At 62.6% G+C, this 23,914-nt stretch carries 20 protein-coding genes; 11 read left to right on the top strand and 9 right to left on the bottom strand.

Annotated features, from left to right (window positions below; genetic code table 11):
- Positions 1-107 precede the first annotated feature (107 nt).
- Entirely contained in the window at positions 108-1,127 is a 1,020-nt protein-coding gene (gene holA / locus ACERK3_03865) for a DNA polymerase III subunit delta (GenBank protein MFA9477427.1), read from the top strand.
- A 56-nt stretch (positions 1,128-1,183) separates the two neighbouring features.
- Positions 1,184-2,281, top strand: a complete 1,098-nt coding sequence (locus ACERK3_03860) for a hypothetical protein (protein MFA9477426.1) — start codon at positions 1,184-1,186, stop codon at positions 2,279-2,281.
- Positions 2,282-2,410: 129 nt separating this feature from the next.
- Here the strand turns inward: ACERK3_03860 and ACERK3_03855 are convergent, their stop codons facing one another.
- Together ACERK3_03855 and glsA are read right to left on the bottom strand one after the other, a co-directional pair.
- Positions 2,411-3,058 (bottom strand): MarC family NAAT transporter, encoded by a 648-nt coding sequence (locus ACERK3_03855; protein MFA9477425.1) that lies wholly within the window; start codon positions 3,056-3,058, stop codon positions 2,411-2,413.
- Positions 3,059-3,103: 45 nt separating this feature from the next.
- A complete protein-coding gene (glsA, locus tag ACERK3_03850) occupies positions 3,104-4,036 on the bottom strand; it encodes a glutaminase A (protein MFA9477424.1) in 933 nt (310 codons plus the stop codon).
- 369 nt (positions 4,037-4,405) lie between these two features.
- Here glsA and ACERK3_03845 point away from each other — a divergent pair, with 369 nt between their 5' ends.
- Together ACERK3_03845 and ilvD are read left to right on the top strand one after the other, a co-directional pair.
- On the top strand, positions 4,406-4,771 hold the full coding sequence (locus tag ACERK3_03845; protein MFA9477423.1) for a hypothetical protein: 366 nt from the start codon (positions 4,406-4,408) through the stop codon (positions 4,769-4,771).
- A gap of 107 nt (positions 4,772-4,878) precedes the next feature.
- The gene (gene ilvD / locus ACERK3_03840; GenBank protein ID MFA9477422.1) at positions 4,879-6,603 is read left to right on the top strand and encodes a dihydroxy-acid dehydratase; all 1,725 of its coding nucleotides are present in this window, start codon (positions 4,879-4,881) and stop codon (positions 6,601-6,603) included.
- A gap of 162 nt (positions 6,604-6,765) precedes the next feature.
- On the opposite strand, the gene ACERK3_03835 is transcribed toward ilvD, so the two are convergent.
- From ACERK3_03835 to ACERK3_03820, 4 genes are all read right to left on the bottom strand, one after another.
- Positions 6,766-7,995 carry a tyrosine-type recombinase/integrase gene (locus tag ACERK3_03835; GenBank protein MFA9477421.1) on the bottom strand — a complete coding sequence of 410 codons (1,230 nt, stop codon included), beginning with the start codon at positions 7,993-7,995 and terminating at the stop codon, positions 6,766-6,768.
- A gap of 118 nt (positions 7,996-8,113) precedes the next feature.
- Entirely contained in the window at positions 8,114-8,353 is a 240-nt protein-coding gene (locus ACERK3_03830; protein MFA9477420.1) for a hypothetical protein, read from the bottom strand.
- A gap of 157 nt (positions 8,354-8,510) precedes the next feature.
- Positions 8,511-9,437, bottom strand: coding sequence for a hypothetical protein (locus ACERK3_03825; GenBank protein MFA9477419.1), 927 nt, complete (start codon positions 9,435-9,437; stop codon positions 8,511-8,513).
- A gap of 68 nt (positions 9,438-9,505) precedes the next feature.
- Complete coding sequence (locus tag ACERK3_03820; GenBank protein MFA9477418.1) at positions 9,506-9,859, bottom strand: hypothetical protein; 354 nt, start codon at positions 9,857-9,859, stop codon at positions 9,506-9,508.
- A gap of 259 nt (positions 9,860-10,118) precedes the next feature.
- Between ACERK3_03820 and ACERK3_03815 the strand changes: the two genes are divergently transcribed.
- Entirely contained in the window at positions 10,119-10,919 is an 801-nt protein-coding gene (locus ACERK3_03815) for a PD-(D/E)XK nuclease family protein (GenBank protein MFA9477417.1), read from the top strand.
- A 103-nt stretch (positions 10,920-11,022) separates the two neighbouring features.
- Here ACERK3_03815 and ACERK3_03810 read toward each other — a convergent pair whose 3' ends face one another.
- Positions 11,023-12,894: a hypothetical protein gene (locus ACERK3_03810; GenBank protein ID MFA9477416.1), complete on the bottom strand. Its 1,872-nt coding sequence runs from the start codon at positions 12,892-12,894 to the stop codon at positions 11,023-11,025.
- 3 nt (positions 12,895-12,897) lie between these two features.
- The gene (locus ACERK3_03805; protein ID MFA9477415.1) at positions 12,898-13,230 is read right to left on the bottom strand and encodes a PadR family transcriptional regulator; all 333 of its coding nucleotides are present in this window, start codon (positions 13,228-13,230) and stop codon (positions 12,898-12,900) included.
- Between the two features lie 284 nt (positions 13,231-13,514).
- Here ACERK3_03805 and ACERK3_03800 point away from each other — a divergent pair, with 284 nt between their 5' ends.
- Genes ACERK3_03800 through ACERK3_03785 form a run of 4 tightly spaced genes read left to right on the top strand, consistent with a single transcriptional unit; the run spans position 13,515 to position 17,561 of the window.
- A complete protein-coding gene (locus tag ACERK3_03800; protein ID MFA9477414.1) occupies positions 13,515-14,018 on the top strand; it encodes an RNA polymerase sigma factor in 504 nt (167 codons plus the stop codon).
- On the top strand, positions 13,997-14,530 hold the full coding sequence (locus tag ACERK3_03795; GenBank protein MFA9477413.1) for a hypothetical protein: 534 nt from the start codon (positions 13,997-13,999) through the stop codon (positions 14,528-14,530). Before ACERK3_03800 ends, ACERK3_03795 begins: the two co-directional genes overlap by 22 nt.
- Positions 14,531-14,553: 23 nt before the next feature.
- Positions 14,554-16,017: a hypothetical protein gene (locus ACERK3_03790; protein MFA9477412.1), complete on the top strand. Its 1,464-nt coding sequence runs from the start codon at positions 14,554-14,556 to the stop codon at positions 16,015-16,017.
- Positions 16,018-16,040: 23 nt separating this feature from the next.
- Positions 16,041-17,561: a hypothetical protein gene (locus ACERK3_03785; protein ID MFA9477411.1), complete on the top strand. Its 1,521-nt coding sequence runs from the start codon at positions 16,041-16,043 to the stop codon at positions 17,559-17,561.
- Between the two features lie 451 nt (positions 17,562-18,012).
- Here the strand turns inward: ACERK3_03785 and ACERK3_03780 are convergent, their stop codons facing one another.
- Positions 18,013-20,547, bottom strand: coding sequence for a recombinase family protein (locus ACERK3_03780; GenBank protein ID MFA9477410.1), 2,535 nt, complete (start codon positions 20,545-20,547; stop codon positions 18,013-18,015).
- Between the two features lie 145 nt (positions 20,548-20,692).
- Between ACERK3_03780 and ACERK3_03775 the strand changes: the two genes are divergently transcribed.
- Positions 20,693-21,646, top strand: a complete 954-nt coding sequence (locus ACERK3_03775; protein ID MFA9477409.1) for a YegS/Rv2252/BmrU family lipid kinase — start codon at positions 20,693-20,695, stop codon at positions 21,644-21,646.
- Between the two features lie 22 nt (positions 21,647-21,668).
- Entirely contained in the window at positions 21,669-23,906 is a 2,238-nt protein-coding gene (locus ACERK3_03770; protein ID MFA9477408.1) for an ATP-dependent DNA helicase RecG, read from the top strand.
- The last annotated feature ends 8 nt before the right edge of the window (positions 23,907-23,914 follow it).

The raw sequence follows: 23,914 nt of genomic DNA, 5'->3' as shown, positions 1-23,914 counted from the left end.
CGCAGCGGGGACGTTGCGAACACTGCCACGCTGAGCCGACGACCGCCCCATCGACCGACCAACTTCGGCTCAAGTCGGCTTCGCTCGACTGCGGTACAATCCTCCACATGGCCCGCAGCCGCGCCCCAGCCCGCAAAGCCGACGTCACGCTCGATGCGTCCATGCGCCTCGTCGTGCTCCACGGCCCCGACGATATGCTCAAGCAGACCCGCCTGCATGAGCTGCGCGCCGCCCTCGCAGCGGAGCATGGCGAAGTCGAAACCTTCAGCTTCGAAGGCAAGACCGCCCCGCTCGCCGATGTGCTCGATGAGCTGCGCGGCTACTCGCTGATGCAGACGTACAAGCTCGTGCTCGTTGACGAAGCGGACCTGTTCGTCAAAACCCATCGCGAAGCCCTGGAGCGATACGCTGAGAACCCCGTCGACCACGCGACGCTGCTGCTTCGCAGCGGAACGTGGAATCGCGGCAACCTCGACAAGCTCATTGCCAAACACGGTGCGATCATCAAATGCGACGCGCCCTCCCCTGCCGAAGCGAAGGCGTGGCTCGTCGCCCGGGCAAAGAAGCAGCACAAGACCACCATCACCCCCGCCGCGGCCGAGGCGCTGATCGATCGGCTGGGCCCTCGGCTGATGCAGTTGGACACGGAGTTGGCCAAGCTCGCGTTGATGGTCGACGAAGGTTCGCCCATCGAGCCGAAGCTGGTACAGGACGTGGTCGGCCGAAGCAGCGAAGAGCAGGCGTGGGCGGTGCAGGAGGTGGCGCTCCAGGCGATGCAGCAGCGCAACCCCGGTGCGTTAATCACCAGCTTGCGGGAGTTGATCGACCTCGCCGGCCAGCCGGATGCGTTGGTGGCATACTTCCTCGCGGACCTGATGCGCAAGCTCAATGTGGCGTGGATGCTCCGGCAGGCGGGCGTGCCGGAGGCGGCGGCGGCGAAGCAGTTGAAGTTGTGGGGGCCGCGACAGGCGTTGTTTTTCAATGCGTTGCGGCAGATGTCGCCGGCGCGGGCGGCGGCGCTGTTCGACGGTGTGCTCCAGGCCGACCGGCGGTCGAAGTCGGGCCTGGGCGAGGCCGTGCGAAATCTCGAATGTTTCAGCGTCCAGTTGACCGATAACACCCGATAAGACTCGAAAATCTCGGCCCATGGAGCGGGCCGTGCAAGGTGCAGGAGGCACGAACCATGTTGAATCTTTCGCCGCGCGCGTGGCTGCGACCGACGCTCGCCGGAGCGGTGGCCCTGACGTTGACCCTCGTCGGCTGTGTCGCCCCGGAGAAGCCCGAAGAGCGCGAACGCACCGTCATCACCGAAGCCGACAATCAGGACGATGAGGTGACCGCGTCCACACAGGCCCTGGCCGACCGCCTCAGCGAGGCGCTGACGCAAGGCGGCGGCCTCCCCGAAGACCTCGAGCTCACCGACGAGCAGTGGGAACAGATCCGCGCCGCCCGCCAGGCGCGGCAGCAACCCGAGCCGGAAGAATCGGAAGACGAACCCGACCGTAGCGGCGAAGCACACGGCCCCTCGTCTGCCAAAACCGTCACCGACATCGAAGACGAGCCCGACCCGCTCACCCGCCGCGAGCTGCTCGCCCTGCTGCGCGAACGGCTGCGTGAGAGCGACAACTCCACGATGTCCAAGGCCCTCATCGCCGCCGCCATCAGCCTTGCCGACCCCAATCACGAAATCGACCCCGCCATCCTCGGCCAGCTCAGCGGCTCGCAACGCGACCGCGTCGAACTTTTCCAGCAGCTGCTGCTGACCCTCGGCCAGGAACTCGCCCAGGGCGGCGACCTCGAACGCTACGACATCGAACGCCGACTCGACGAACTGTTTCGCGATCGTCCGTTGGAGATCCGCACCTTCGCCCTTTGCAGGCGCGTCTCCGGCTACGGCGTCTACGAGCCGTTCGAAAGCAAAACCTTCCTCGCCGGACGCGACCAGCGCGTGATCGCCTACAGCGAACTCGAACACTTCCGCCACAATCGCCTGGCCAACGGCAACTACGAAGTCGAACTCGAACAGGAAGTCGTGCTCTACAACGAGTCCGACGGCCTCGCGGTGTGGCGGCACGAACCGGTCCGCATCACCGACGAGTCGCGCAACCCGCGCCGCGACTTTTTCGTCGTGCAGATGATCACGCTCCCGGCCCGCATCTCCGTGGGCAAGTATCGCCTGAAGGTCCGCATCTCCGACCAGCACGGCAACAGCTTGGACGAAACGACCATTCCCCTGGAATTCGTCGCCGACGCCTCGCTCGTCCGTAGCCGTAACCAATGAGCCGTTCGCCAAGGACGTCAGGTTCGCGGTGATCAACCCGTACTGCGAATCGAGTCGACCTTATCCGTGAACGTCGCGTGCCCGCATGGTTAGCGAACGACCAATGGGCAAGCCCCGACGAGGAGCGTTTCACTCGGCCGAAAGGGGCTCACGGAATAGTCGCAGCAGTTCCGGATCGGTCACGCCGTTGACGATGAACTGGATGGCAATGCAGAAGATGAGAAAGCCCATGATCTTGGTCATGGCCGTTGTACCGTTGACACCAAGGAAGCGTGTGAGGTGGCCCGAGAGACGCAACGTGCCCCAGACGATGGCGGCGATGATGAGGATACCGACGAAGATGGCCAGGTATTCCCAGACGTTCTGAGCGAGCGTGGCAAGGCTGATGGTCACGGCGATCGAGCCGGGTCCGCTGAGGCTGGGCATAGCCAGAGGGAAAAATGAAATGTCGGCCATCTTTTTGGCCTCGCGTTTTTCTTCCGGACTCAGGCCGACCTGGTCCGGCGGATAGAGCATCCTGAAGGCGACCCTGCCGATGAGAATCCCCCCGGCGATCCGTACCCCCGGCAAAGAAATACCGAAGAAGGTGATAATCAGCGTGCCAGCGACGAGAAAAACAGCGAGAATCGCGACCATGTAGATCACACCCATTTTCGCCTGAGCATTGCGGGTCTCGCGGTCGTAGCCCTCCGTGATTGCCAGGAACAGCGGGGCCGTACTGAACGGATTCACAATCGGCAGCAAAGCAGCAACGGTAAAGAACACCAGTTCGACCATGATTCATAGGTTCCGTTACGGGCAGGTGGGGACGTGGCATGTCGCTCAGGTGGCAAAGATGTGCAACTGGAGTTTGTCCGAGAGCAGGCGAGCAGCGAGCACGCTGCGCGGGCTGCTGCCACGCTCGTCCACGCGCGGGGAATAGGCGGCGATGCCCATGCGGCCGGGCACGACAATGAGCAAGCAGCCCGACACGCCGCTCTTGGCGGGCAGGCCGACCTCGTACACCCACTGGCCGGCGGAGTTGTACATGCCGCACGAAAGCATCACGCTCAACACCTTGCGCACACAGTCAGGCTCAAGCACCGCTTTGCCGGCGCCCGGAACGCGGCCGCGGTTAGCCAGTGTGCCACCGAGACGCGCGAGATCCTGCGTGGTGGCGCGGATGGAGCAATGCCGGAAGTAAAGATCGAGTACATCCTCAACCGGATGATCGAGCAGCTTGTAGTTGTTCAGCAGGTGCGCAATAGCGCGGTTGCGCTCACCGGTACGCTGCTCGGAGCGGAAGACCGCCTCATCGATCTCAAGCGCGTCACAACCCATGGCCGCGGCGAAATAGTTCAGCGTTCGGTCGAACGCACCGCGCCCGTAGACGGACATGAGCAGATCGGTCACGGCGATCGCCCCGGCGTTCACCATCGGATTGAACGCCCGCCGGTAGCGATCGAGCTTGCCAATCGAATCGAAGTCCTCGCCCGTCGGCTCCACACCCACGCGCTGCATGATGACCGCTTCGTCCTGGCAAGCGAGTACGCACGCATAGGCAAGCACCTTGGAGACGGACTGCAGCGTGAACGGCTGGGCGTGCGCGCCCTCGTTGAACGTGTTGCCGTGAATGTCACAGATCGATATCGCAAAATGCGAAGGGTCGACCGCCGCCAATTCCGGGATGTACGACGCAAGCTGGCCGTCTTGCACGGTCGCCGCCTGATCGTAGATCTCGCGGAGCATCGCGTGAATGTCGTGTTGCTGGTCCATGGCTATACCGCCTTTGCCTACGCCTGAGGCGTGCCGGCATTGTTCATTCCCACGGACCATGGGTCAAGACGCGACGTCCGCATCGGCCCGAGGTGCAAGGGCTGCGGATTGAAGCTTGCGTAGACACGCATCAAAGGCTCTGCAAGGCAGTGGCCCGGTCTTACTCTCGGTCGCAGGGGTCCCGGCAGTACCTTAAACGGTTTCCTTGGCCAGCCTCATCCCGCCCCTCAGCGCGTCGTGTCCTCGCCCGGTGGGGCCGGACCGTTTGTGCCGCCGCCCGACGTGCCCGGCCGCCTTTCTCCATTGCCTGATCGTCCGCGGCTCGATACGCTTGATGGCGTTCGCCACACCAACCGGGAGGTTTCCATCATGCCGAGAAGCCAGGTGGAATTGCTGCGGGCCGCTTGCTGTATCGCCGGCCTGGACCGCGAAATCTGCGAAAAGGAACGGCCGCTGCTCGAAGCCCTCGCCCACGAAGCCGGCGTCGGCCGGGCGTCGCTCGAAGCGATGCTCAGCCGTGCCAAGAACGACCCGAACTTCTACCGCGAGATGTTCCTCGTCCTGCAGAAGGACGCGGAGGCGGCGCTGAAGCTGATGTTCGACGTCGCCGCCGCCAATCAGGAGATCACGCTCGAACAGCGGGTCATTCTGCAGCACTTCGCCGACCAGCTCGGCGTGCCGCGCGAACGCTGCGACGAACTGCTCGCCGCCGCCGAGAAACAAGACCAAAGCTGAGGACTCGACGCCCACGGCGTCCCGCCGTGGGTCTCTGAGCCACGCCTCTCACAACCTCTCACCCCAATCCGCTACAATAGTCGGCTCCCGATTCACGGAGCCTGACCATGACCACTACCGACGCCACCACGCCCCCCGCCGCTGAGGGCCAGACCAACAAATACTCCCGCCGCATCACCCAGCCCAAAAGCCAGGGTGCCTCGCAAGCCATGCTCTACGCCACCGGCCTCTCGCCGGACGATATGAACAAGGCCCAGGTCGGCATCGCCGCCATGTGGTACGAGGGCAACCCGTGCAACATGCACCTGAACGACCTCGCCGCCGACATCAAGCGAGGCGTCGGCGACGCGGGCCTCGTGGGGATGCGCTTCAACACCATCGGTGTCTCCGACGGCATTTCCATGGGCACGGAGGGCATGAGCTACTCCCTCCAGTCGCGCGACCTCATCGCCGACTCCATCGAAACCGTCACCGCTGCCCAGTGGTACGACGGCCTGATCACCATCCCGGGCTGCGACAAGAACATGCCCGGCTGCCTCATCGCCATGGGCCGACTCAACCGCCCCGCCCTCATGGTCTACGGCGGCTCCATCAAGCCCGGCTGCACCATCGTCAAAGGCAAGCAAGAGCCACGCGACATCGTCTCCGCCTTCCAGAGCTACGGCGAACTGCTCGCCGGCCGCATCGACGAAGACGAGCGTCAACAAATCGTCCGCAAATCATGCCCCGGCGCCGGTGCCTGCGGCGGCATGTACACCGCCAACACCATGGCCAGCGCCATCGAAGCCATGGGCATGAGCCTGCCATACTCGTCCAGCGCCCCCGCTGAGAGCGCCGAGAAAATCGACGAGTGCAAAAAGGCCGGCGAAGCCATCCGCAAACTGCTTGAAGACGACATCAAGCCCCGCGACATCATGACACGCCCCGCGTTCGAAAACGCCATGGTCATCGTCATGGCCCTCGGCGGCTCGACCAACGCCGTGCTCCACCTCATCGCCATGGCCCGCGCGGTCGACGTCGAACTCACCATCGACGACTTCCAGCGCGTCTCCAACCGTGTGCCCTTCCTCGCGGACCTCAAGCCCTCGGGCCGGTACGTGATGGAAGACCTCCACCACGTCGGCGGCACGCCCGCGGTCATGAAGTACCTGCTCGAAGAAGGCTACTTCAACGGCGACCTGCCCACCGTCACCGGCCACACCATCGCCGAAAACCTCGCCAACCTGCCCGGCCTGAAAAAGGGCCAGGACATCGTCCACCCGCTCAGCAAACCCATCAAAAAGACCGGCCACATCGCCATCCTCAAGGGCAACCTCGCCCCCGAAGGCGCGGTCGCCAAGATCACCGGCAAGGAAGGCCTCGCCTTCACCGGCACCGCCCGCGTCTTCGACTGCGAAGAGGACATGATGCGCGGCGTCGAAGAAGGCAAGATCGGCAAGGGCGATGTCGTCGTCATCCGATACGAAGGCCCCAAGGGCGGCCCCGGCATGCCCGAAATGCTCAACCCCACCAGCCTTATCATGGGCGCGGGCCTCGGCAATGATGTCGCCCTGCTGACCGACGGGCGATTCTCCGGCGGAAGCCACGGCTTCATCGTCGGCCACATCACGCCCGAAGCCCAGGAAGGCGGCCCGCTCGCCCTCGTCCGCGATGGTGACAAGATCACCATCGACGCCGAGACCAACCGCATCGACGTCGACCTCACCGACGACGAACTCGCCAAGCGCAAGACCCAGTGGCAGATGCCCCCCTACAAAGCCAAGCGCGGCACGCTGTTCAAGTACATCAAAAACGTCAAAAGCGCCAGCGAAGGCTGCGTCACCGACGAATAACGCGCCTCAAACCACCAACTCCAACCACCCTTAAAGCCCACGGATTGCATCCGTGGGCTTCTTCTTTTCATTGTCGTGAGTCATCTGTAAACCCTTTCTGTATTGAAACTTTCAACATGAGTAGCCGCTCGACCGTCGGGCGGTTGGCTGGTTTTTGCCTGATTAGCGTTTTGAACTGCTGGAACCGCCGGCGGGGCTGTCATCGCCGTTCGATGAGGTGCCCACGAGGCCGGCGAAGTCGACGCGGCGGATCGTCTCGGACAAGCGGTCCGCCTGGTGGTGGTAGTACGCCTCCAAGGTGGTGATCTTGTCGTGGCCCACCAGTTCCTTCACCTCGAAGATGCTGGCGCCGGCGTTGACCAGGTGCGTGATATAGCTGTGTCTGAACGTGTGGACGGAACCGTGCTTGATCTTCAGGTTCTTGAGCACCGCCTTGAGAGGACGCAGCAACTGCTGGCAGTCGTAGCGACCAGGCTCGCCGTCTGCTGGCGTGGCCCGGCAGAAGAGCCACGGACCTGGAGATGCGGTCGCCGCCGTGCGGGCGATCGCTGACGCCCGTGCAGGCAACGGCACCGTCCGCTCACGGCCATGCTTGGGTTTCCAGACCTGCCCCGTGAACGGACAGGTCTTCTCCCGAATGCGGACGTAGGCAACTTCAGGGGCGAGATCTTCTTTCGTCAGCCATTGCAGTTCACTGGAACGCAGCCCAGTCAGGACCAGGAACTCGTAGATCGTCCGGTACGGCTCCTCGCTGGCCTCCAGGATGTGAGCGATCTCCTTGGACGTGAAGTGCGGCGCCAAGGTGTTGACGGGTCGGGGGAGCCGGTAGCCCGAAGCGGGATCCTTCTTGATCAGGCTGCGCTTGACAGCCCACCGGATCATCTGCCGTACGGTCTTCAACTTGCCCCGGATGGTGCGGGGGCGGTTGGGGCCGGAACGCTTGCCTCGCCTCTTCTTCGGTTGTGCAGTGCGTGGCGCCCCTGCATCACGCAGTTGCTGCACGAATGCCTCCAGCAGGTCGGCGTCGGCCCGATCCAGCCGTTTCACACCCTGCCCGGCGGCAAAGTGTTGGAACTGCATCAGATCCCGCTGATAAAGATCAAGCGTCTTCTCGGTGATGTCCTGGCTGCGCAGTGACGCGACGTACTTGCTGATTGCCTGCTCGATGGTCACGCCGCGTCGCCTCGGCTCCTCCAACTGGCCGAGCACGAGTTTCGCGTCCTTCTCCTTGGCCAGTTTGAGAGCCTGTTTTTTACTCCGGGTGCGGGTGGTTTGGCGGTACTGGTCCCCCTCGTGGCACCACTCCAAGTACCATTTCGGGGAGGCAGGTGTCTTGATCAGGTAGACGCTGCCGACCTGCTCACGAACCCTTTCGGGCTGCTGTCGTGCCATTGCGGCATTCCTTTCGCTGGCAACGGGCGCACCGATCGCGCACGGGCGACGGGGGTACGCCTGCTGCGTGGGTTAGCGGTGCCTCATGCGAGACACCTGGTTCAGGTAAAGGGGAGGCCTATTCAGCCGATGCAGACGTGGGTTCAAGGCCGAGCATGAAGCGGACGAACCGGTCGCGGATCAATCGCCGCTCGCGGCCGCAGGGCTTTTTGAACTCGTCGAAGAAGCCCTGAGACGACCAGTCGTAGATCGTCGCCAGCGGCCGCTGGGCAATCTCGGCGGCCTGCTTAAGTGTAATCAGGGTGGGATACTGCGAAGCGTATTCGGCGAGATAGCGATCCAGATCATCGGCGGACATCGGTGAACTCCTCAGGATTGTGGTGACTGTTCCAAGCTTCACCCCAATCATCGGAGAAGTTCGTAAGTAATGAAATAGGTTTTCTTTAGGTTGGCTGAATATGGCGGGAATTGGTTGAATTCGGCTGAAATCAACTTCGGGTTTGAAATGCGACCGGTCACCGCAAGGGCTCTTCCACCCGACGTCGCGTCGCCTCGTCCAGCGTGCTGAGATCGATCGACCATTTGTACTTGCTAACCTGTTCGACGCGGCACGCCGACATTACATAATCGTCGAAATCGCGGGTTCGCGCTGATGGATTATTCAGGTAACGCCGCGCGCATTCTGTTTTGGACATGGGCGTGGACATCGCTGGAGCAGGCTCACCGTGCTCCCGTGAGGGAGCACGATCACCATCATTCGGCCAGAGCGGTTTCCACCCGGCCATGGTCATTTGTTGTTCGAACGTCAGCACCTCATCCATCTGTTCGACGCCTCTGCTGATTTCATGGGGATACTGCCAGCGAAATACCTCCACGCCCGCCCAGCCAATAGGTGTTCCACGGCGGCTTTCGCCCAAGTGGCTGATGAGGTCAAGCATGGCACGCATCGTTTCGTCCGGCTCGGCCTGTAGCAACACATCCACGAGCAGCCGGATCTGCGCGCCGTTGACAGCAAGCGGCTCCTCACCGATGGGATGCAAGCGCCAGCCAACATTGATCCGTACGTTGTCAGGAATTTCAGGCGGTACAGGTTCACTGCCATGCCAAGTGCTCAGATGGTCGAGCGGCCGACCAAGGCGATCGAGGCGATCGAGATAATCCAGAAGGCAGGTTTCGTGCTGCAGGATTTCACCGGCCGGTTTCTCGGCGGAACCATCAAGCCCGCCACAGGATTCGAAACCGTGTCGGCCAGACGTCCGCCTGCCATTGGGCTCCTTGCAGAGCGGTTGCGTAAAATACAGCACGAGTGAGCGGTGGATCCGGAGTGCTCGCGTCAACGCGGGGGTGATCGGTCGCTTGGGCTGAAGTTCCTCGATCCGATACGTCACCGGCTCCAACGGATGGCTCTCTCCGGCGGTGGATTCGGCTTCATGCTTGCTCATTGGGTTCATCCCGTAAAGGCCACATGCTGGTTGCGTTTTCACGTCGTGGGCGATGGATCACAATTGTATCAGCGGTCTCTCCCTTTACGTTTGCGAACCCGTTTGGATAGCTCCGGATCCAACTGCTCGATTCGGCTGCCGATGGCCATTTCCAGCCATAACTCGTAGTGCGCCCGCCGCAGTGCCTCGATCAGAACGACGGCCATCCATTCCATCTGCTCGTCAACTTGACTCACCAATTCCGACGCGATCCCGGAAGCTTCAAGTAATAATGTCACATGGCAGGTACGTCTCGCCACCCAGTTCTTTAACTCGGGTTCGATCGCTTCGAGTTCTTCAAGCTGGTTGCGAATCGATCGACTACCGCACTCGTCGCGCACCATGTTAAGCAGTTCTTCAGTCACCAAACGATCATCCGACATTTCATGTCTCCCTAAAAAAACACGTCAACGCCAGAACCGCTCTGGCATTGACGATCACAGGTGTTCCTAAATGTTGAGAATGTTTCGAAACTAACCGCCCCCCTGTCGAGCGAAAGGTTTACCTCGTAAGTAAACGTGCCGGCTCATTTCGTCGTTAAAGAAAGTAGATACTGGCCGAAGCCCCCATCACAGTCATGATCATCCATTGACCTGTGGCCTGTGCTTCATCCGTCCGCAATTCACGAAGAGGAATACGGATATGGGTGTTCCATTCAAAATCTCAGCGAAGAACTTGGGTTTGCTGGCGACCGACACGCAATGCCCCCGCTGCTACTGGCTGGCGCTTCGCGTCGGCTTCAAGGGCGTGTGGGAGAAGTTCGGCCCGATCTACAACCAGATCGACCTGTTCACGAAGAAACACGTCGAGGCGTATATCGATGAGCACGGCCAAGCACCCCCTTGGATGCCGCTGGCCAAGGAAGTGCGGGCTGACATCACGCCCAAACGTCTGGAGCATGTATTTGCGGGAAGCAACATTGAGGTGCGCGGCCATCCCGATGGTGTTTATAAACTTGATAATGGCGACGCGATGTTGATCGACTTCAAGACCAGCAAGCCAAAAACGCCGGGCGACGCGATGTTCGGGTGGTATGCGGCACAGACGAATGCCTACGCCCACATTCTCGAACGCAACTACGACCTCAAGGTACGCAAGATATACCTGGTCTTTGCACGCGTTCAGGCCGATGCGACGGCGGCTGCCGATGTTGAAGCACGTCAGGATGACGGTTTTGTCATGCGGTTCAAAATGGAATCGGTAGAAGTCGAGCGCGATTCGGCGATCATCCCGGATCTCACTCTCCTTGTGCGTAACATGCTCAACGAGCAATCCGCTCCAGACGCGAAGGACGGGTGTGTGGACTGCGCCCGCTTAACGGAGCTTTACGAGACGCTTCATGAACAGGCGACGGCAGGCTATCGCAATGATGTTGGAGAGGAGTGCTGCATTCACGACCAAGTGGGTGAAACATTGCTGGTCCGAACGACGTCAGCCGCCTGAGGTACGCATGATTGCAGGCTCAACGCAAGTGCACGGATATGGATCTCCGTGCTCCTGCGAAAGATTGCCTTGGACCCGGATGGATAAGTCCGGCAGGGTTGAATCAGGATTGCGGATCGTCCTCAGCTTGGACAGGTCGGATCACCGGCGGGTAGAGGACCCAGTCGCCGGTGTTGGACACGCCGGGCCAGCGGTTTCGGCCGTCGTCGCTGAGCGTGCCGCCGTTGTCTTCGCCGTTGTGGCCCAGGCCGTAGAGGATGAAGTCGCCGTCGTCGGTGTAGCGCACGCGCAGCGGGTCGCCGGTGGAGTGGTCCACCGGTGGCGTCGGCAGGTAGCGCGGGCTGAGGCTGGCGAGGTCGGCGGGGTACTCGCCGTGGTCGCGATGGTGGAGTTCCATGGCGATGACGACGTGCAGGGCGTCACGCAGGGCGAGCACACGATCCCGCGTCCCCAGCGAAGCTGTAAGAGCGGGCATGAATATGGCGATTGGCAGATAGCGTATGCCACGGAACGTGTCCGTGACGAGCGCCTCCACGGCTTCGTCCGTTGGCGAGCGATGCATGCGCTCCCAATACGGCATGGCTGACTCGGCTTCGAGGATGGTCATCAACTCGTCGTACTCGCGCTTCACCTCGCTGCGCGACGCCATCAGGATGTTGGCTAGTGGCAGCCCTGCTGTGGAGATGGCCCAGGCATACGGTCGCGTATCCTCGCGATGCGGTCCATGAAATTCGGCTGTATGAAAAAAACGCAGACCGTCTCGGGTGACGAATCCCCGCTGGCTGTAGAACCGTTGGAGCCAATCGTACATGAACATCCGCTCGCCCTCGAACGCCGGCTGCACCAGCGGGTCGACGCCCGCCAGCAGATGAGCAAGCTTCGCCAGTTCCGCTCGGCTCCATCGCTGCGCATCGCGGTGCAACAGGTCGGCCACCTGCTGCTGGGCGATTGAAATGATGCTGACCGCCATGAGACTGTTGAGCACTATCGGGGTTTCGCGGCTGTGGCGGGCCAGGCCGAACATGGTGGAGAGGTTGACCAGCACACGTTCATGATCGCCCTGCTCCCACGCCTGCTCCGTATCTGCTGAGAGCAGGCGGGCCATCATGCGCATGTACCCAAGGTGGGGCAAAATCACGTTGACGATCGATTCGTCCGCTAGTTGGTCGACATAGCTGACATTGGCCTTGCCTTCGGAAGGTCGGCTCAACCCCCCATGGTCCGGCCCGTACAGTGCCTCGCGATCCAGACCTGTGAAATCCCGTACGTACCCGATGGGCAAACCCAAACCCGGCTTCGCCGCCGCTTCGCGGATCATGTCGAGCGCCTCGCGCCGATCATGCAAAAACGCCACCGCTTCGTCCCACCCCGGCTCACCGGCACGGATCACGGACCGACTGCGGCCTTGCCGCCGGACCGTGATTGGATCGATACCGTCTCGCAAGACGCCCGACAGGAGCACCTCCCGATAGATCGGCCACGCCCGGTCTTCCTCCGGCACGGCCATCGCCCGCTCGTTGAGCTGCGTCACGTAATCCACCGTCACCGCCGGCCGGTCCAGCATCAGCAAGAGCGACGCGACCACGTAGACGCCCACCAGCACGCACACCGCCAGGCTCATCGCTCGCGCGACATGCCACGGCCAGGGTCGATTGCGTTTCTTCGCCCGCCGAATCAGCCGGGCCGCCTGCTTCGCATCGCCGAAGCTGCTGACCAGTTCCTCGACGGGCACTTCGTGATCCAGCCCGTCCCGGAAGTGGGCGATCAACTCATGGGCCACATCGATCTTCTCGCCGCGCCACAGCCGGGTGCGATGGACCACCTCCCGCACGCGCTGGGCCGGCCCGGCAGGCAGGCGGGCTTCGGCGATCAGTTGGTCCACGTCGAGTCGGCCGGTCAGTCGGCCGCGCAGCGCGTCGCTCACCGGCGTGAACCGCATCCGTCGCCAGAGGGTCTGCTCGCTGGTCATGCTCATGGTTCAGGCTCCGGTGACACCGAGTTTGCCCATCGCCACAGACAGCGCTTCCCATTGAGCGGCGTCGCGGGCGAGTTGCTTCTTGCCCCGGGCGGTGAGGCGGTAGTATCGGCGGGGCCGACTGCCGTTGACCTGCTGCACGCGCGAGGCGATCAGGCCCTTGGCTTCGAGGTTGTAGAGCATGGGGTAGAGCGTGGACTGCCCCATGGCGAGCACGCCGTCAGATCGTTGGTCGAGCAGGCCGACCAGTTCGTAGCCGTACTTTTCGCCGGTGGCCAGCAGTTTGAGCACCGCCACCGGCCCGGCCCCACGCATCAGTTCGCGTTCGATTTTCATGATCGGCTCCTGACTATGCGATACATAGTATACTGGCGGTAGCATTGATGCAAGCTGAAAATACCCGTCGAGATTCCACACTGTTGTGATCGGGCGTGCTTGGAATCTGCCTGCAGGAGTCGGCCGACTTATGATCGCCTTGCGACGCGTGACAATCGCAATGTCGATGTGGGTGTCATCACGAGATATTCCGCCCCTGATTTTGTTGGTCAAGCCAAATTTTTTCGGTCACCATTCGGAAAATACACCTTCGGCGGTGTCTTACTGGTAGAGCGAGGAGGCGGATGAGCGGAATTGAGCCGGAGAGTCTGGCCTGCTGGTACGGTCGGTTGGCTCCGGCGCTGGTGCTTTATGTGCGGCAATGGCTCGATGCGGCGGCGGCGGAGGATGTGGTGCAGGAGGTGTTCGCGAAGCTGATGCGGCAACGTCGACCGCCCGACGCCGTGCAGGCGTGGCTGTTTCGCGCGGCTCGCCATGCGGCCCTGAACGCCCGACGGTCGCAAGGGCGACGCAGCCGGCACGAAGCCGCCCGCGCCACCACCCAGGTCGACTGGTTCCAGGCGGACCCCGCGGCGATGCTCGACGCCCGCACTGCCGAGGCCACCCTTGCCCGCCTGCCCGACGAGCAACGCGAGGTGATCGTGCTTCGCATCTGGGGGCAACTGGGCTGGCAGGCGATTGCGGATCTTGTCGGTCGGCCGGTGTCGACCACGTTCAGCCAATACCGCAGTGGACTTGAGAATCTCCGGCAACGATTGGAGCAGCCATGCAGGAAGCCGAGCGACTGACAACGGAGCAACGCGAGATGGAGGCGGCCCTGTCCGGGCTGGCACCGCAGTCGCCGCAGCGTGATCCGTCGGCCTTGATGTTTGAACTCGGGCGACGGGCTGAGCGGCGACGCTGTCGACGTTGGCAGGCCGGCGTGGGCGGGTTGGGGCTGCTGTTGGCGGTGAGCCTGGGTGTGAACGTGCTGAGTGTCGGCACGCGATCGCCGGAGGCGGGCATGATGGCGGTCCAGCACACGGCCCCGCAGCCGACGGTCGAGCGCGAGCGGGAAGCCATCGCCTCGACCCCGCCGGCCGACCCATCGGTGGATGCCGAGCATGCGCGACCGGAGGTGGCGAACGCGTGGTCATGGCTGGGGCACACTGAGTCGCGCCCGCCGTCGACCGATACGCCGATCGCCCCTCGCCAGAGTGTCGGTCACCTCAGTCGGCTGGTGCAGGAACATGGGATCGATGCTTTGCCGGAGCCGGCGCTTCGTTTCACCGTCGACCCGGCCGACCGGAATACGCTGTGACCGAATGTTGGGCAGGAGCAACGATGATGCAGATTATTTCTGATTGGATCGATCGTCCCCGTGTGATCGTGCCTGTGGCGTTTGTGTGCCTTGCGCTGCTGTCCAGCATGGGCGTGAAGGCAAATGCGGAGCCCGTCGACGAGCCGGAGTGGTTGGAATTGACGGTAACCCCGGCCCCTGAGCCAAGCCCTGCGTTACAGCACCGATTTCGGGCGCCGATCAAGGACCAGCGGCGCGGCAACGCGGTCCCCATGTACGCTCGCGCCATGATATTCCTCGGCTTTGTCGACTGGGAGGATGTGGGGCCGAGAGTTCGTGATTGGCAAGGGCTTGCGCTTGACGAACTTCCGGTCGACGAGATCCGGTCGACCATCTTCGGGCAACACCTGGCGTTTCTTGATGAGGCAGCCCTATACGATCATGCGGCGTGGGAAACCGCTGCCCGCCAGCATGGCGTCGCCGCGCTGCTGCCAGAGTTGGGCCAGATGCGGAACCACGCTCGTCTGCTTGCATTGCGCACCCGCGTGCACATCCGTGAAGGCGATCATGAGCAAGCCATCGCTTCGCTTCGTACCGGCTATACGATGGCGGCTCATGTAGCGGAGGAACCCATTGTCATCAGCCGGCTTGTGGGCATCAGCATTGCAGTGATGATGAGCGACGCAGCCCGCGAACTGATGGCTTCGCCGGGCAGTCCGAACCTGTACTGGGCGCTGGCGGATGTTGGACGCGACTACATCGACCTTCGGGCAGCGACCGAGTTCGAGCGGTACTGGGTTCACTGGAACATTCCGGCGTTGAGTCACCTCTCGGACGTGCCGATGAGCATCGAGCAGGCTGATCGGCTCTGGCATGACGTATTCACTTCGGGCTTGGCTTCAGAGTTTGGCGGAGTCACGTGGGAACACCCGCTGCCGGCCATGGCGCTCGGCACGGCTGTCTATAGCGAGGCGAAAGCGGGCCTTGTCGAGCGCGGCCACGACGCCGAGGCCGTCGAAGCCATGCCCGTCAAGCAGGCGATCCTGCTGCATTGGCTGATTGAGCTGGAGCATTGGGCGGACGAACTGTTCAAGTGGCATCAACTGCCGTACGCGGAGGCGTGGGAGGGCGCGCGCCGGTCGGACCAGGCATTTGAACATCATCGAGGTCGCCTCGCTTCAGCTACCAACCCATTCCTGAACGTTTTGCCGGCATTGGGTGCCGCTCGCGGCAGCGAAGAGCGAATGCGGCGGCGCTTCGCCCTGTTGCGCTGTGTCGAAGCGGTGCGGATGCACGTAGCCGCAAACGACGGCCAGTTGCCCGCCTCGCTCGATGACATCACCGTCGTCCCCGCACCACGCGATCCGAGCAGTCATCTGCCATTCCGCTATCACCTTGAGGACAATGGCCGAACGTTCACCCTCGAACCTGAACCGGGCGAAGGTCCCAGACTGCGTATGCTGGTCGGGGATCGCCTGCGCGTGACGGTGGCGAATGATGAGAACTGACTTTTAACCTGTGGAGCGACACGATGCGACTTGCCCGATCGATCTGGATGGCCGGCACCATCACGGCCCTGCTGCTGACCACCTGCATCACCCCAGCCAAGGGCGAAGCACGCGACCCGGACGCGGCAGCGGCGCTGCTGGAGCGGTACACCGACCCGTCCACCATGCTTGTTGGCCGTGTGATTGTCGGGCAGGTTGACATGCCTGCCCTGTTCGACGAAATCCGTCGCACGCTGGAAGCCAGCGAACTGAATGAGCGGGAGCGGGCGCTGCTGCTGGGGGGGCTTCCAACGGAGCCCATGCGCGAGGCCGCCGCGGCATGGCTCGAAGCCTTGTCGAATGAAGGCGTCGAGGAAGCCTACGTGCTGCTTTCGCTGGCTGATTTCTTTCCCAACTTGGAGCCGGCCCTCTTCGTGGTCGTGCCCATGGTCGACGAAGTCGATGCCACCCGTGTGCAACGGCTGCTGTTCAGTGGAGACGTGGACGGGCCGGAAGCGGCCGAGGACGAGGTGCGGCATCCGCTGCTGCCCGGCTGGACCACGGCGGCCTTCGACGACGCGGTGGTGTTGGGCATGAACCACACACTCGCGCGGCTGCGCGACCAGACGGGCCATGCCCTGCCGGACTTGGCAGAGGCGTTCAGCGCGGTGGACGGCTGGGCGGTGCAACTGCTGATGGTGCCGACGGGGGACACGCGACGGGTGATGCGGGAACTGCTGCCGGCCCTGCCTGACGGCACGCGCCCGGGGCCGATCGTGGATCGCGGCATGCAGTGGCTGGCGATGGGACTGAACCTGCCGCCGGAGCCGGCGTTGCGATTGCGTGTGCAAGGTGAGGATGCCGAAGCGGCGCGAGACTTGGCGGATCTGATTGCGCAGGTGCAGCCGTTGCTGGAACGCGAAGTCGAGCGCGAGGCGCCCGCGATGGTGGGGCCGCTGTCGGCATTGTTGGAACAACTCGAGCCAACGGTGGAGGGCCGACAGTTACGGGTGGAGCCGGATGCGGAAGCGTTTCGGGAGGCTGCAACGACCAGCGCAGGTGTGTTCCTGCAGGTGAGGCTGGAGGCGATGCGGATGCAGTCGCGTACTCATTTGCGCGGGCTGCATCAGGCTTCAGTCGTCTGGGCTCAGGGCCAGCAGCCACGCGAAGGGGAACAGCGCCGACCGATGGCGTCGGAACCGGGCATCCTGCTGCTGGGCAACTACTTCACTGCGGAATACGTCCTTCATCCTTTAGCTGATGTACGTGTACCGGCCGACTTCAACCAATGGTCTGATGAGCGGCGGCGGCAATGGGTGAACGAGTACGCCTCGTACGTGCTGATCCCCGGGCTTGTGGAAGACCTCGACGGGACGCGCGTCGCAGGCTTTGAGAAGCCGGAGGTCACCGACGGCCGCCACATCGCCGTTGTGTTCAACGACAACCGGGTGCGCGACGTGCCCATCGACGAGGCGCGGGCGTTGATCGAGGAGCAGACCGGCATGACGCTGGAGGAACTGGCCGAGCAGCAGGCACAGCGAGGGCAGGACGAAGCGAGCGAGTGATACGCCAAGCACCGCAGTGCCGGTCGGCAACCAGGCCCGAGTACGCCTAATCGCAAATTTTTAAACGTAGCACCCGTCCCACGTCAGCGGTTTTCGCGTTTGTGAAGGTGTGGCCGGAACGACCGAAGCGCCACGATCGTGCGCTTAAGATCAAGTCGCTGTTTCACGTAGCAACGCCCTCATGGCTTTGATTGGCCGGTGCCTCCAACTCTTTCCGGAGACGAATCGCCGTTCCGTTTGCGCCGGCAACGTCGGACATGTTCCTGAGCCAGAAGCTTGGCAAGTTGCGTCAAAAACTGCTGCTCCAATTGCTGATCAGAAGAAGGCCGTTCACGTTCAGGCGAGGGTTCGGTTTCAGTAGGTTTCGTCATGAGATCACCCTGTTTGTGCGCATGAAAAAAGCCAGCCGGTTGGCTGGCTCCAAGGGGGGGGGTAAAAGGTCGCGTCGCCATCAAGCGGCGTCGGTGTAGGTGCCGCCTTTATGCTGCTGCCGGCAAAACCATCGCAGCGCCCGTTTTACGGTAACTTTGTTGTACCCGAGGATGGTGCCGATTCGTGCGTGCGTCATCCCCTCCTGACGCAGTTGGTAGGCTCGTTCGGCGATGCGTTGGTAGCCAGGTATCGCAGGCTTTTGATAGCGGCCCACCATCTTGTGATAGGCGTTGCCGACCTGCCGTTTCGTGACGCCAAGTCGGTCCGCGATTTGTCTGTAAGTCAGCCCTTGCTTCTTAAGCCTCACGGTCTCCTTCGCAATCCAGTGGTAGATGTTCTTCCGTGGCTGTTTCTTGGCTCTCGCAGGTCGAATCCCGGTGTCGTTGAAACGGATAGCGTTCCTTATGATGTTCACCGAAACGCCGAATTCCTCAGCAATCTGCTTGATCAGTGCGCCCTCAGCACGCATCGCTCCTGCTTTTTTCGCTAATCGCTCGTAAACAGGCATTCGCCCGCCGATTTCGATCTCACCTTTGATTGGCATTTTCCATTCCCATACTGTTAGCTTCATCAAAGTGTATGAGGATGGAAGACACCTCCGCGCAGCGTGATCTGCCAGAGCCGGAACCATATCGGTGTCAAAATGGGCCACCCAGACCGGCCTGCGAGCGTCAGGGACGGATTTTTGGGTGACGTACACCCGCCCGAGTAGTTTTTTGAGCATTTCGTTGGCCGCCGGCACATGCTGATTCAGAACCTGGCGCAGGTCGGCGAGCAACACTTTCATCTGTTCGAGGTCGAGAGGTGGGACCTCCTCCTCTTTCTGACGCTCGGCCTCACGCACGGCCGTAGTCAACTCCCGGACCTCCTTTTCCAGTGAACTGATGCGCGTCCTCACCGCAGAGAGGTTGGCACTCACATCGTCGGCGACCAACTCGATTAGCCGATCACGTTTCGCCTTTGCGTCCCGTAGCGACGTTTGCAGACCGGCGACATCGACCGGTGGTTTTGCGGCTTCGGCACTGACATGCCGATTTGCTTGGTCCACCAGTTCGGCCATTCGCTCATCCGTCAAAATGCTATCGAGGATGAATCGGAGCAAAAACGGTTCGAACACGCTGGCGGCTTTTGAGGTTCCTAACTGGCAGTTGTCGCGTCCTTCCGGACCAGCCATACAATAGAAGCATGGATATCCACCGCCACGTCTGAGTGTCAGGCGCCGCCCGCAATAGCCGCAATGGAGGATGTTGCTGAAGAGCGTTTTGGGGTAGACCAAACCCGCTGGTTTGGGTTTTCTTTTCCGGTTTCGGGCATGCGGTGAGGTTTCGGAAACTTCCTTGAGCCTTGCCTGGATCTGCTTCCAGCGGCCCCAAGACCAAATCTGAGCCTCCGGGATGCGGGAGACAATCCAGCCTGACCGTGGCTGGGGGACATGGCGGATCGTTCCGGTCAGCGGGTCCCTGACCTGGCGACTCATGCCGTAGATGAAAATCCCTACATATCCCCGGTTTCGAAGCATCTTTGTGATGAGCGCTGCGTACCAAGACGTTTTCCCACCGATCTGACGGCGATTGAACTCCTTGGCAATCCGGTTGGCCGACCAGCGTTTGTCGACAAAAAGCTCGGCGAGCAGAACAATGGCCCAACTCCACTGCTCATCCACGGCGGCGGTCTTCGCGTGCATCCCTGCGCGCCCCCGAAGCGCTTGGCCATATTTGTCGTACGCTGGCACCGCCTTAATCCCCACCGGCGGCTTGCCATTGATGGTCTTACGCCTCGCAGCGCCGCGTTTCCCCCGGTCAACTTTGGCCCGATGCTGCGTGATATAGTAATCGTTGAACATCGCCACCGAATGGAGCATGATGCGGCTTTGTTCGGTCGTTGAATCAAAATTGCTGCTGACCCCGACCATTCGCTTACGATGATTCTGGACAATGGTGCCCAAGGTCAGAATCTGGAGCCCGTCACGCGAAGCTCGATCAATTTCGTCCAGGTAGATCGTGGAGATGGCCCCGGTCCCGGTGAACTCGAGGACGCGCTGGGCCATCACATAACCGGTGCGCCGGGAGGTTGTCCCGGTAACGCTGGCGTCCGCAAACGTGTATTCCCATGGGATGAAAACCCTTTCCTGCTCAGCCCGGGAGAGGACAATCTGCAATTGGTCGTCCAATGAGCGGGGGTTCTGGTGCGCACTGGAGTAGCGGAGGTAGACCGTCCCGAGCGAGTTCCAGGGCACCTGAGGCAAGCCATGCTCGAACGGCTTGCCCCCCCGCGAACTGAACCGCTGTACGAATTGTTCAACGAGTTGCCCGGCAGCTTCGGGAGTATTCGCGGGAATCTGGCCAGCTTCGGCCAATTGCGGCCACGCTTTGTGCTGAGCGGTCAGCCAAACCCGTGCCAGCTTGAGCAGGTTCTCATCCTTGGGCAGCCCGCGTGTCCGGGCACGGCGTTGCCTTGGTGTCTCCCACTCGGACCATTTATCGAGGACTGGGCTTTCCTGAAAATTGCCTAAGTCCGATGCCAAAAGATCCGATTCTTTGGCATCTGCTCCCAAAGGTCCTGAATCGGTAAACCTCTGACTTTCAGGAGCTTTCCTATCGGTCGCGGAATGTTCCGAAACATCCCCAGGCGTGCCAGTAGAAGCCGTGGGTTTTCTCTGCGCCCCTGCCGGCACGCTCGCGCCCGCCTAAAGTCATGGCATGCCCGCCTCGCCGCGATCGCTGTGCCTGATCCTCAACCCCCGCGCCGCCGGTGACGAGCAGCTCCGCGCCGCCGTGCACGGCCTGCGTGCCGCCGGCCACCGCATCGAAGTCCGCCCCACATGGGAGTCCGGCCAGGCCGAGCAGTTCGCCCACGAAATCACCACGCATCACACCTTCGACGCCATCGTCGTCGGCGGCGGCGACGGTACGCTCAACGAACTGGTCAACGGCATCATGGCCGCCGCGCCCGACCGCCCGCCGGCCGTGGGCGTGCTGCCCTACGGCACGGCCAACGACTTCGCCACCGGCATCGGCATGCCCGCCGACGACCCCGTCGCCGCGCTGCAACTGATCGCCACCGCTCCGTCACGCCCCATCGACCTCGGCCGGGTCAACGACCGCTGGTTCATCAACGCCGCCAGCGTCGGCCTCAACGCCGAGATCACCGCCGACACCCCAAAGTCGCTCAAGCAACTGCTCGGCGGCGCAGCCTACTCACTTAACGCACTAACCAAGCTCACCACCGACGCACACCGCCCCGCCACCGTTACCGCCAACTCCCCCCAACCAGAAGCCACAAACCGGAAACCAGAAACCAACCCCGATCTCCATTGGCAAGGCGACATGCTCATGCTCATCGTCGCCAACGCCCGCACCGCCGGCGGCGGCCATGTCATCGCCCCACATGCCCAGCTCGACGATGGCGAGCTCGACCTCACCCTCGTCGCCAACGCCCCCGCTGCCGATCTGGCCGACGTCCTCACGCAGGCTCTCACCACCGGCACACCTCACCACCCAGCGGTCATCCAGCAACGCGTCACATCGCTCACCGTCGAAACCGAGCAGCCCGTCACGCTCAACCTCGACGGCGAGCCGACGAGCGAACGCCGCTGCCAATTCCAGGTCCACCCCCGCGTGCTGCCCGTGCTGATGGGCCCGCGCCAAGCGTGAATCTTGTGATTAAGATCATCGCATGGCCGACGCATCGACGGACAACTCAGCAAGCGATCTTCGCCTCACCTCGCCGGTGCGCGACATCACCGGCGTGGGCGAACGGCGGGCGGCGCTGCTGCGTCGACTTGGCATCAACATCGTCAGCGACCTGCTCCGTCACCTGCCCATGCGCTACGAATTCGAGGCCGCCGAGGACCAGATCGCCCAACTGCCCGTCGAAGGCGTCGGCATGACCCGCGGCACGATCGAAGCCACCCGCTTCGTGCCCGGCTACGGGCGCGGGGGTCGCGGCAAAGGCCGCTTCGAAGCCACCCTCGCCGACCCCAACGGCCGACTCAAGCTCACCTGGTTCAGCGGCGGACACCTGCGTCGGCGAATCATGGCCGGCATGCACCTCCGCGTGCAGGGCAAGGTCACACGCTTCGGCGACTACCTGCAAATGGTCAACCCCAAGTGGGAACCGCTTGAAGAGCTCGACACCACGCCCGCCGAGGACGAACGCCTCCGCCCCGTCTATCCCGCCACGGAAGACCTGCCCTCCACCGCCATCGAGCAGATCGTCCGTGACGTACTGCCAAGTGTGATCGACCAGGTCCGCGACCCGATCCCCATCGACCTGCTCCAGCATCACAACATGCCCAGCCTCGCGGACGCGTTCCGCATGTCGCACATGCCCGAGCATGAAGAGCAGTGGAAGGCGGCCCGCCGTCGGCTGGCGTACAACGAGCTGTTGCTGTTGCAGCTCGGCATAGCCATGAAACGTGCCCACGTGCGCGAGCACCTCGCCGCGCCCGTGCTCAAGCACAACGATGCGATCGACCAGCACATCCGCCAGCGCTTCCCCTTCCCGCTCACCCGCGCCCAGGACAAAGTCGTCCACGAAATCGTCGGCGACCTCGGCGAAACACGCCCCATGAACCGCCTGCTCCAAGGCGACGTCGGCTCAGGCAAAACCGTGGTCGCACTCTATGCCATGCTCATGGCGGTCTCCGAACGCAAACAGGCCGCGCTCATGGCGCCCACCGAACTGCTCGCCGAGCAGCATCATCTTTCCATCACCAACATGCTCGACGGCGCAAACGTCCGCACCGCTCTGCTCACCGGAAGCCAGCCCGCTCCCAACAGCGCGGAACGCAAAGCATTGCTTGAAAAGATCGCAGCCGGCGAGCTCGACATACTCGTCGGAACGCATGCCCTGCTCGGCGGCGCGGTGCGCTTCGCCGACCTCGCCGTCGCTGTCATCGACGAGCAACACCGCTTCGGCGTCCACCAGCGCGCCGCACTCCGGCGGGTTTCGAGTTCCGAGTTTCGAGTTTCGAGTTCAGACGATGCGCCCGCATCGACCACGGGCACGCCCCCCAACTCGAAACTCGAAACTCGAAACTCGAAACTCAACGTCCCCCACCAACTCGTCATGACCGCGACCCCCATCCCGCGCACGCTCAGCCTCACCATCTTCGGCGATCTCGACGTCTCGCTCATCAACGAGTTGCCGCCCGGCCGAACGCCCATCGTCAACCGCCTCGTCGACCCCGGCAAGGCAGACGACGTCTACAGCTATGTCCGCCAACGACTCGAACGCGGCGAGCAGGCCTACGTCGTCGTGCCCGCCATCGACGCCTCGGGCACGGAGACCACCGCCCAACTCAAAACCGTGCGCGAGCACGCGAAGCTGCTCGAACAGCGTTTCTTCGAAGGCTACGAAGTCGCCGCCGTGCACGGCCGACTCAAACGCGACACGCGCGAACGCATCATGGACCGCTTCCGCCGCGGCAAGATTCACGTCCTCGTCGCCACCACCGTCATCGAAGTCGGCGTCGACGTGTCCAACGCCAGCGTCATGGTCATCGAGCACGCCGAGCGCTTCGGCCTCGCACAACTGCACCAGCTACGCGGCCGCGTGGGACGATCAAGCGACGGCCGACGCAGCCTCTGCGTCTTCATCGCCAACCCCACCACCGACGACGCCCGCAAACGCCTCGACGCGATCGCGAACACGAACGACGGCTTTCGCATCGCCGAGATGGACCTGGAAATCCGCGGCATGGGCGAGTTCTTCGGCACGCGACAAAGCGGCCTCCCGCCGCTGCGCGTGGCCCGCATCCCCGAAGACATGGACCTGCTGATGCTCGCCCGCCGCGACGCGATCGCCATGATCGACGCCGACCCCGACCTCGCCCGCGAGGGCCGGGCCATGCTCCGCCGCATCCTCCTGCAACAGTACGGCGAAGCGCTCGGCCTCATCGACGTCGGCTGACCACCCAC

The sequence above is a fragment of the Phycisphaerales bacterium AB-hyl4 genome, assembly GCA_041821185.1.
Classification (GTDB): Bacteria; Planctomycetota; Phycisphaerae; order Phycisphaerales; family Phycisphaeraceae; genus Natronomicrosphaera; species Natronomicrosphaera hydrolytica.
This window is presented reverse-complemented; position numbering and strand designations above follow the sequence as displayed.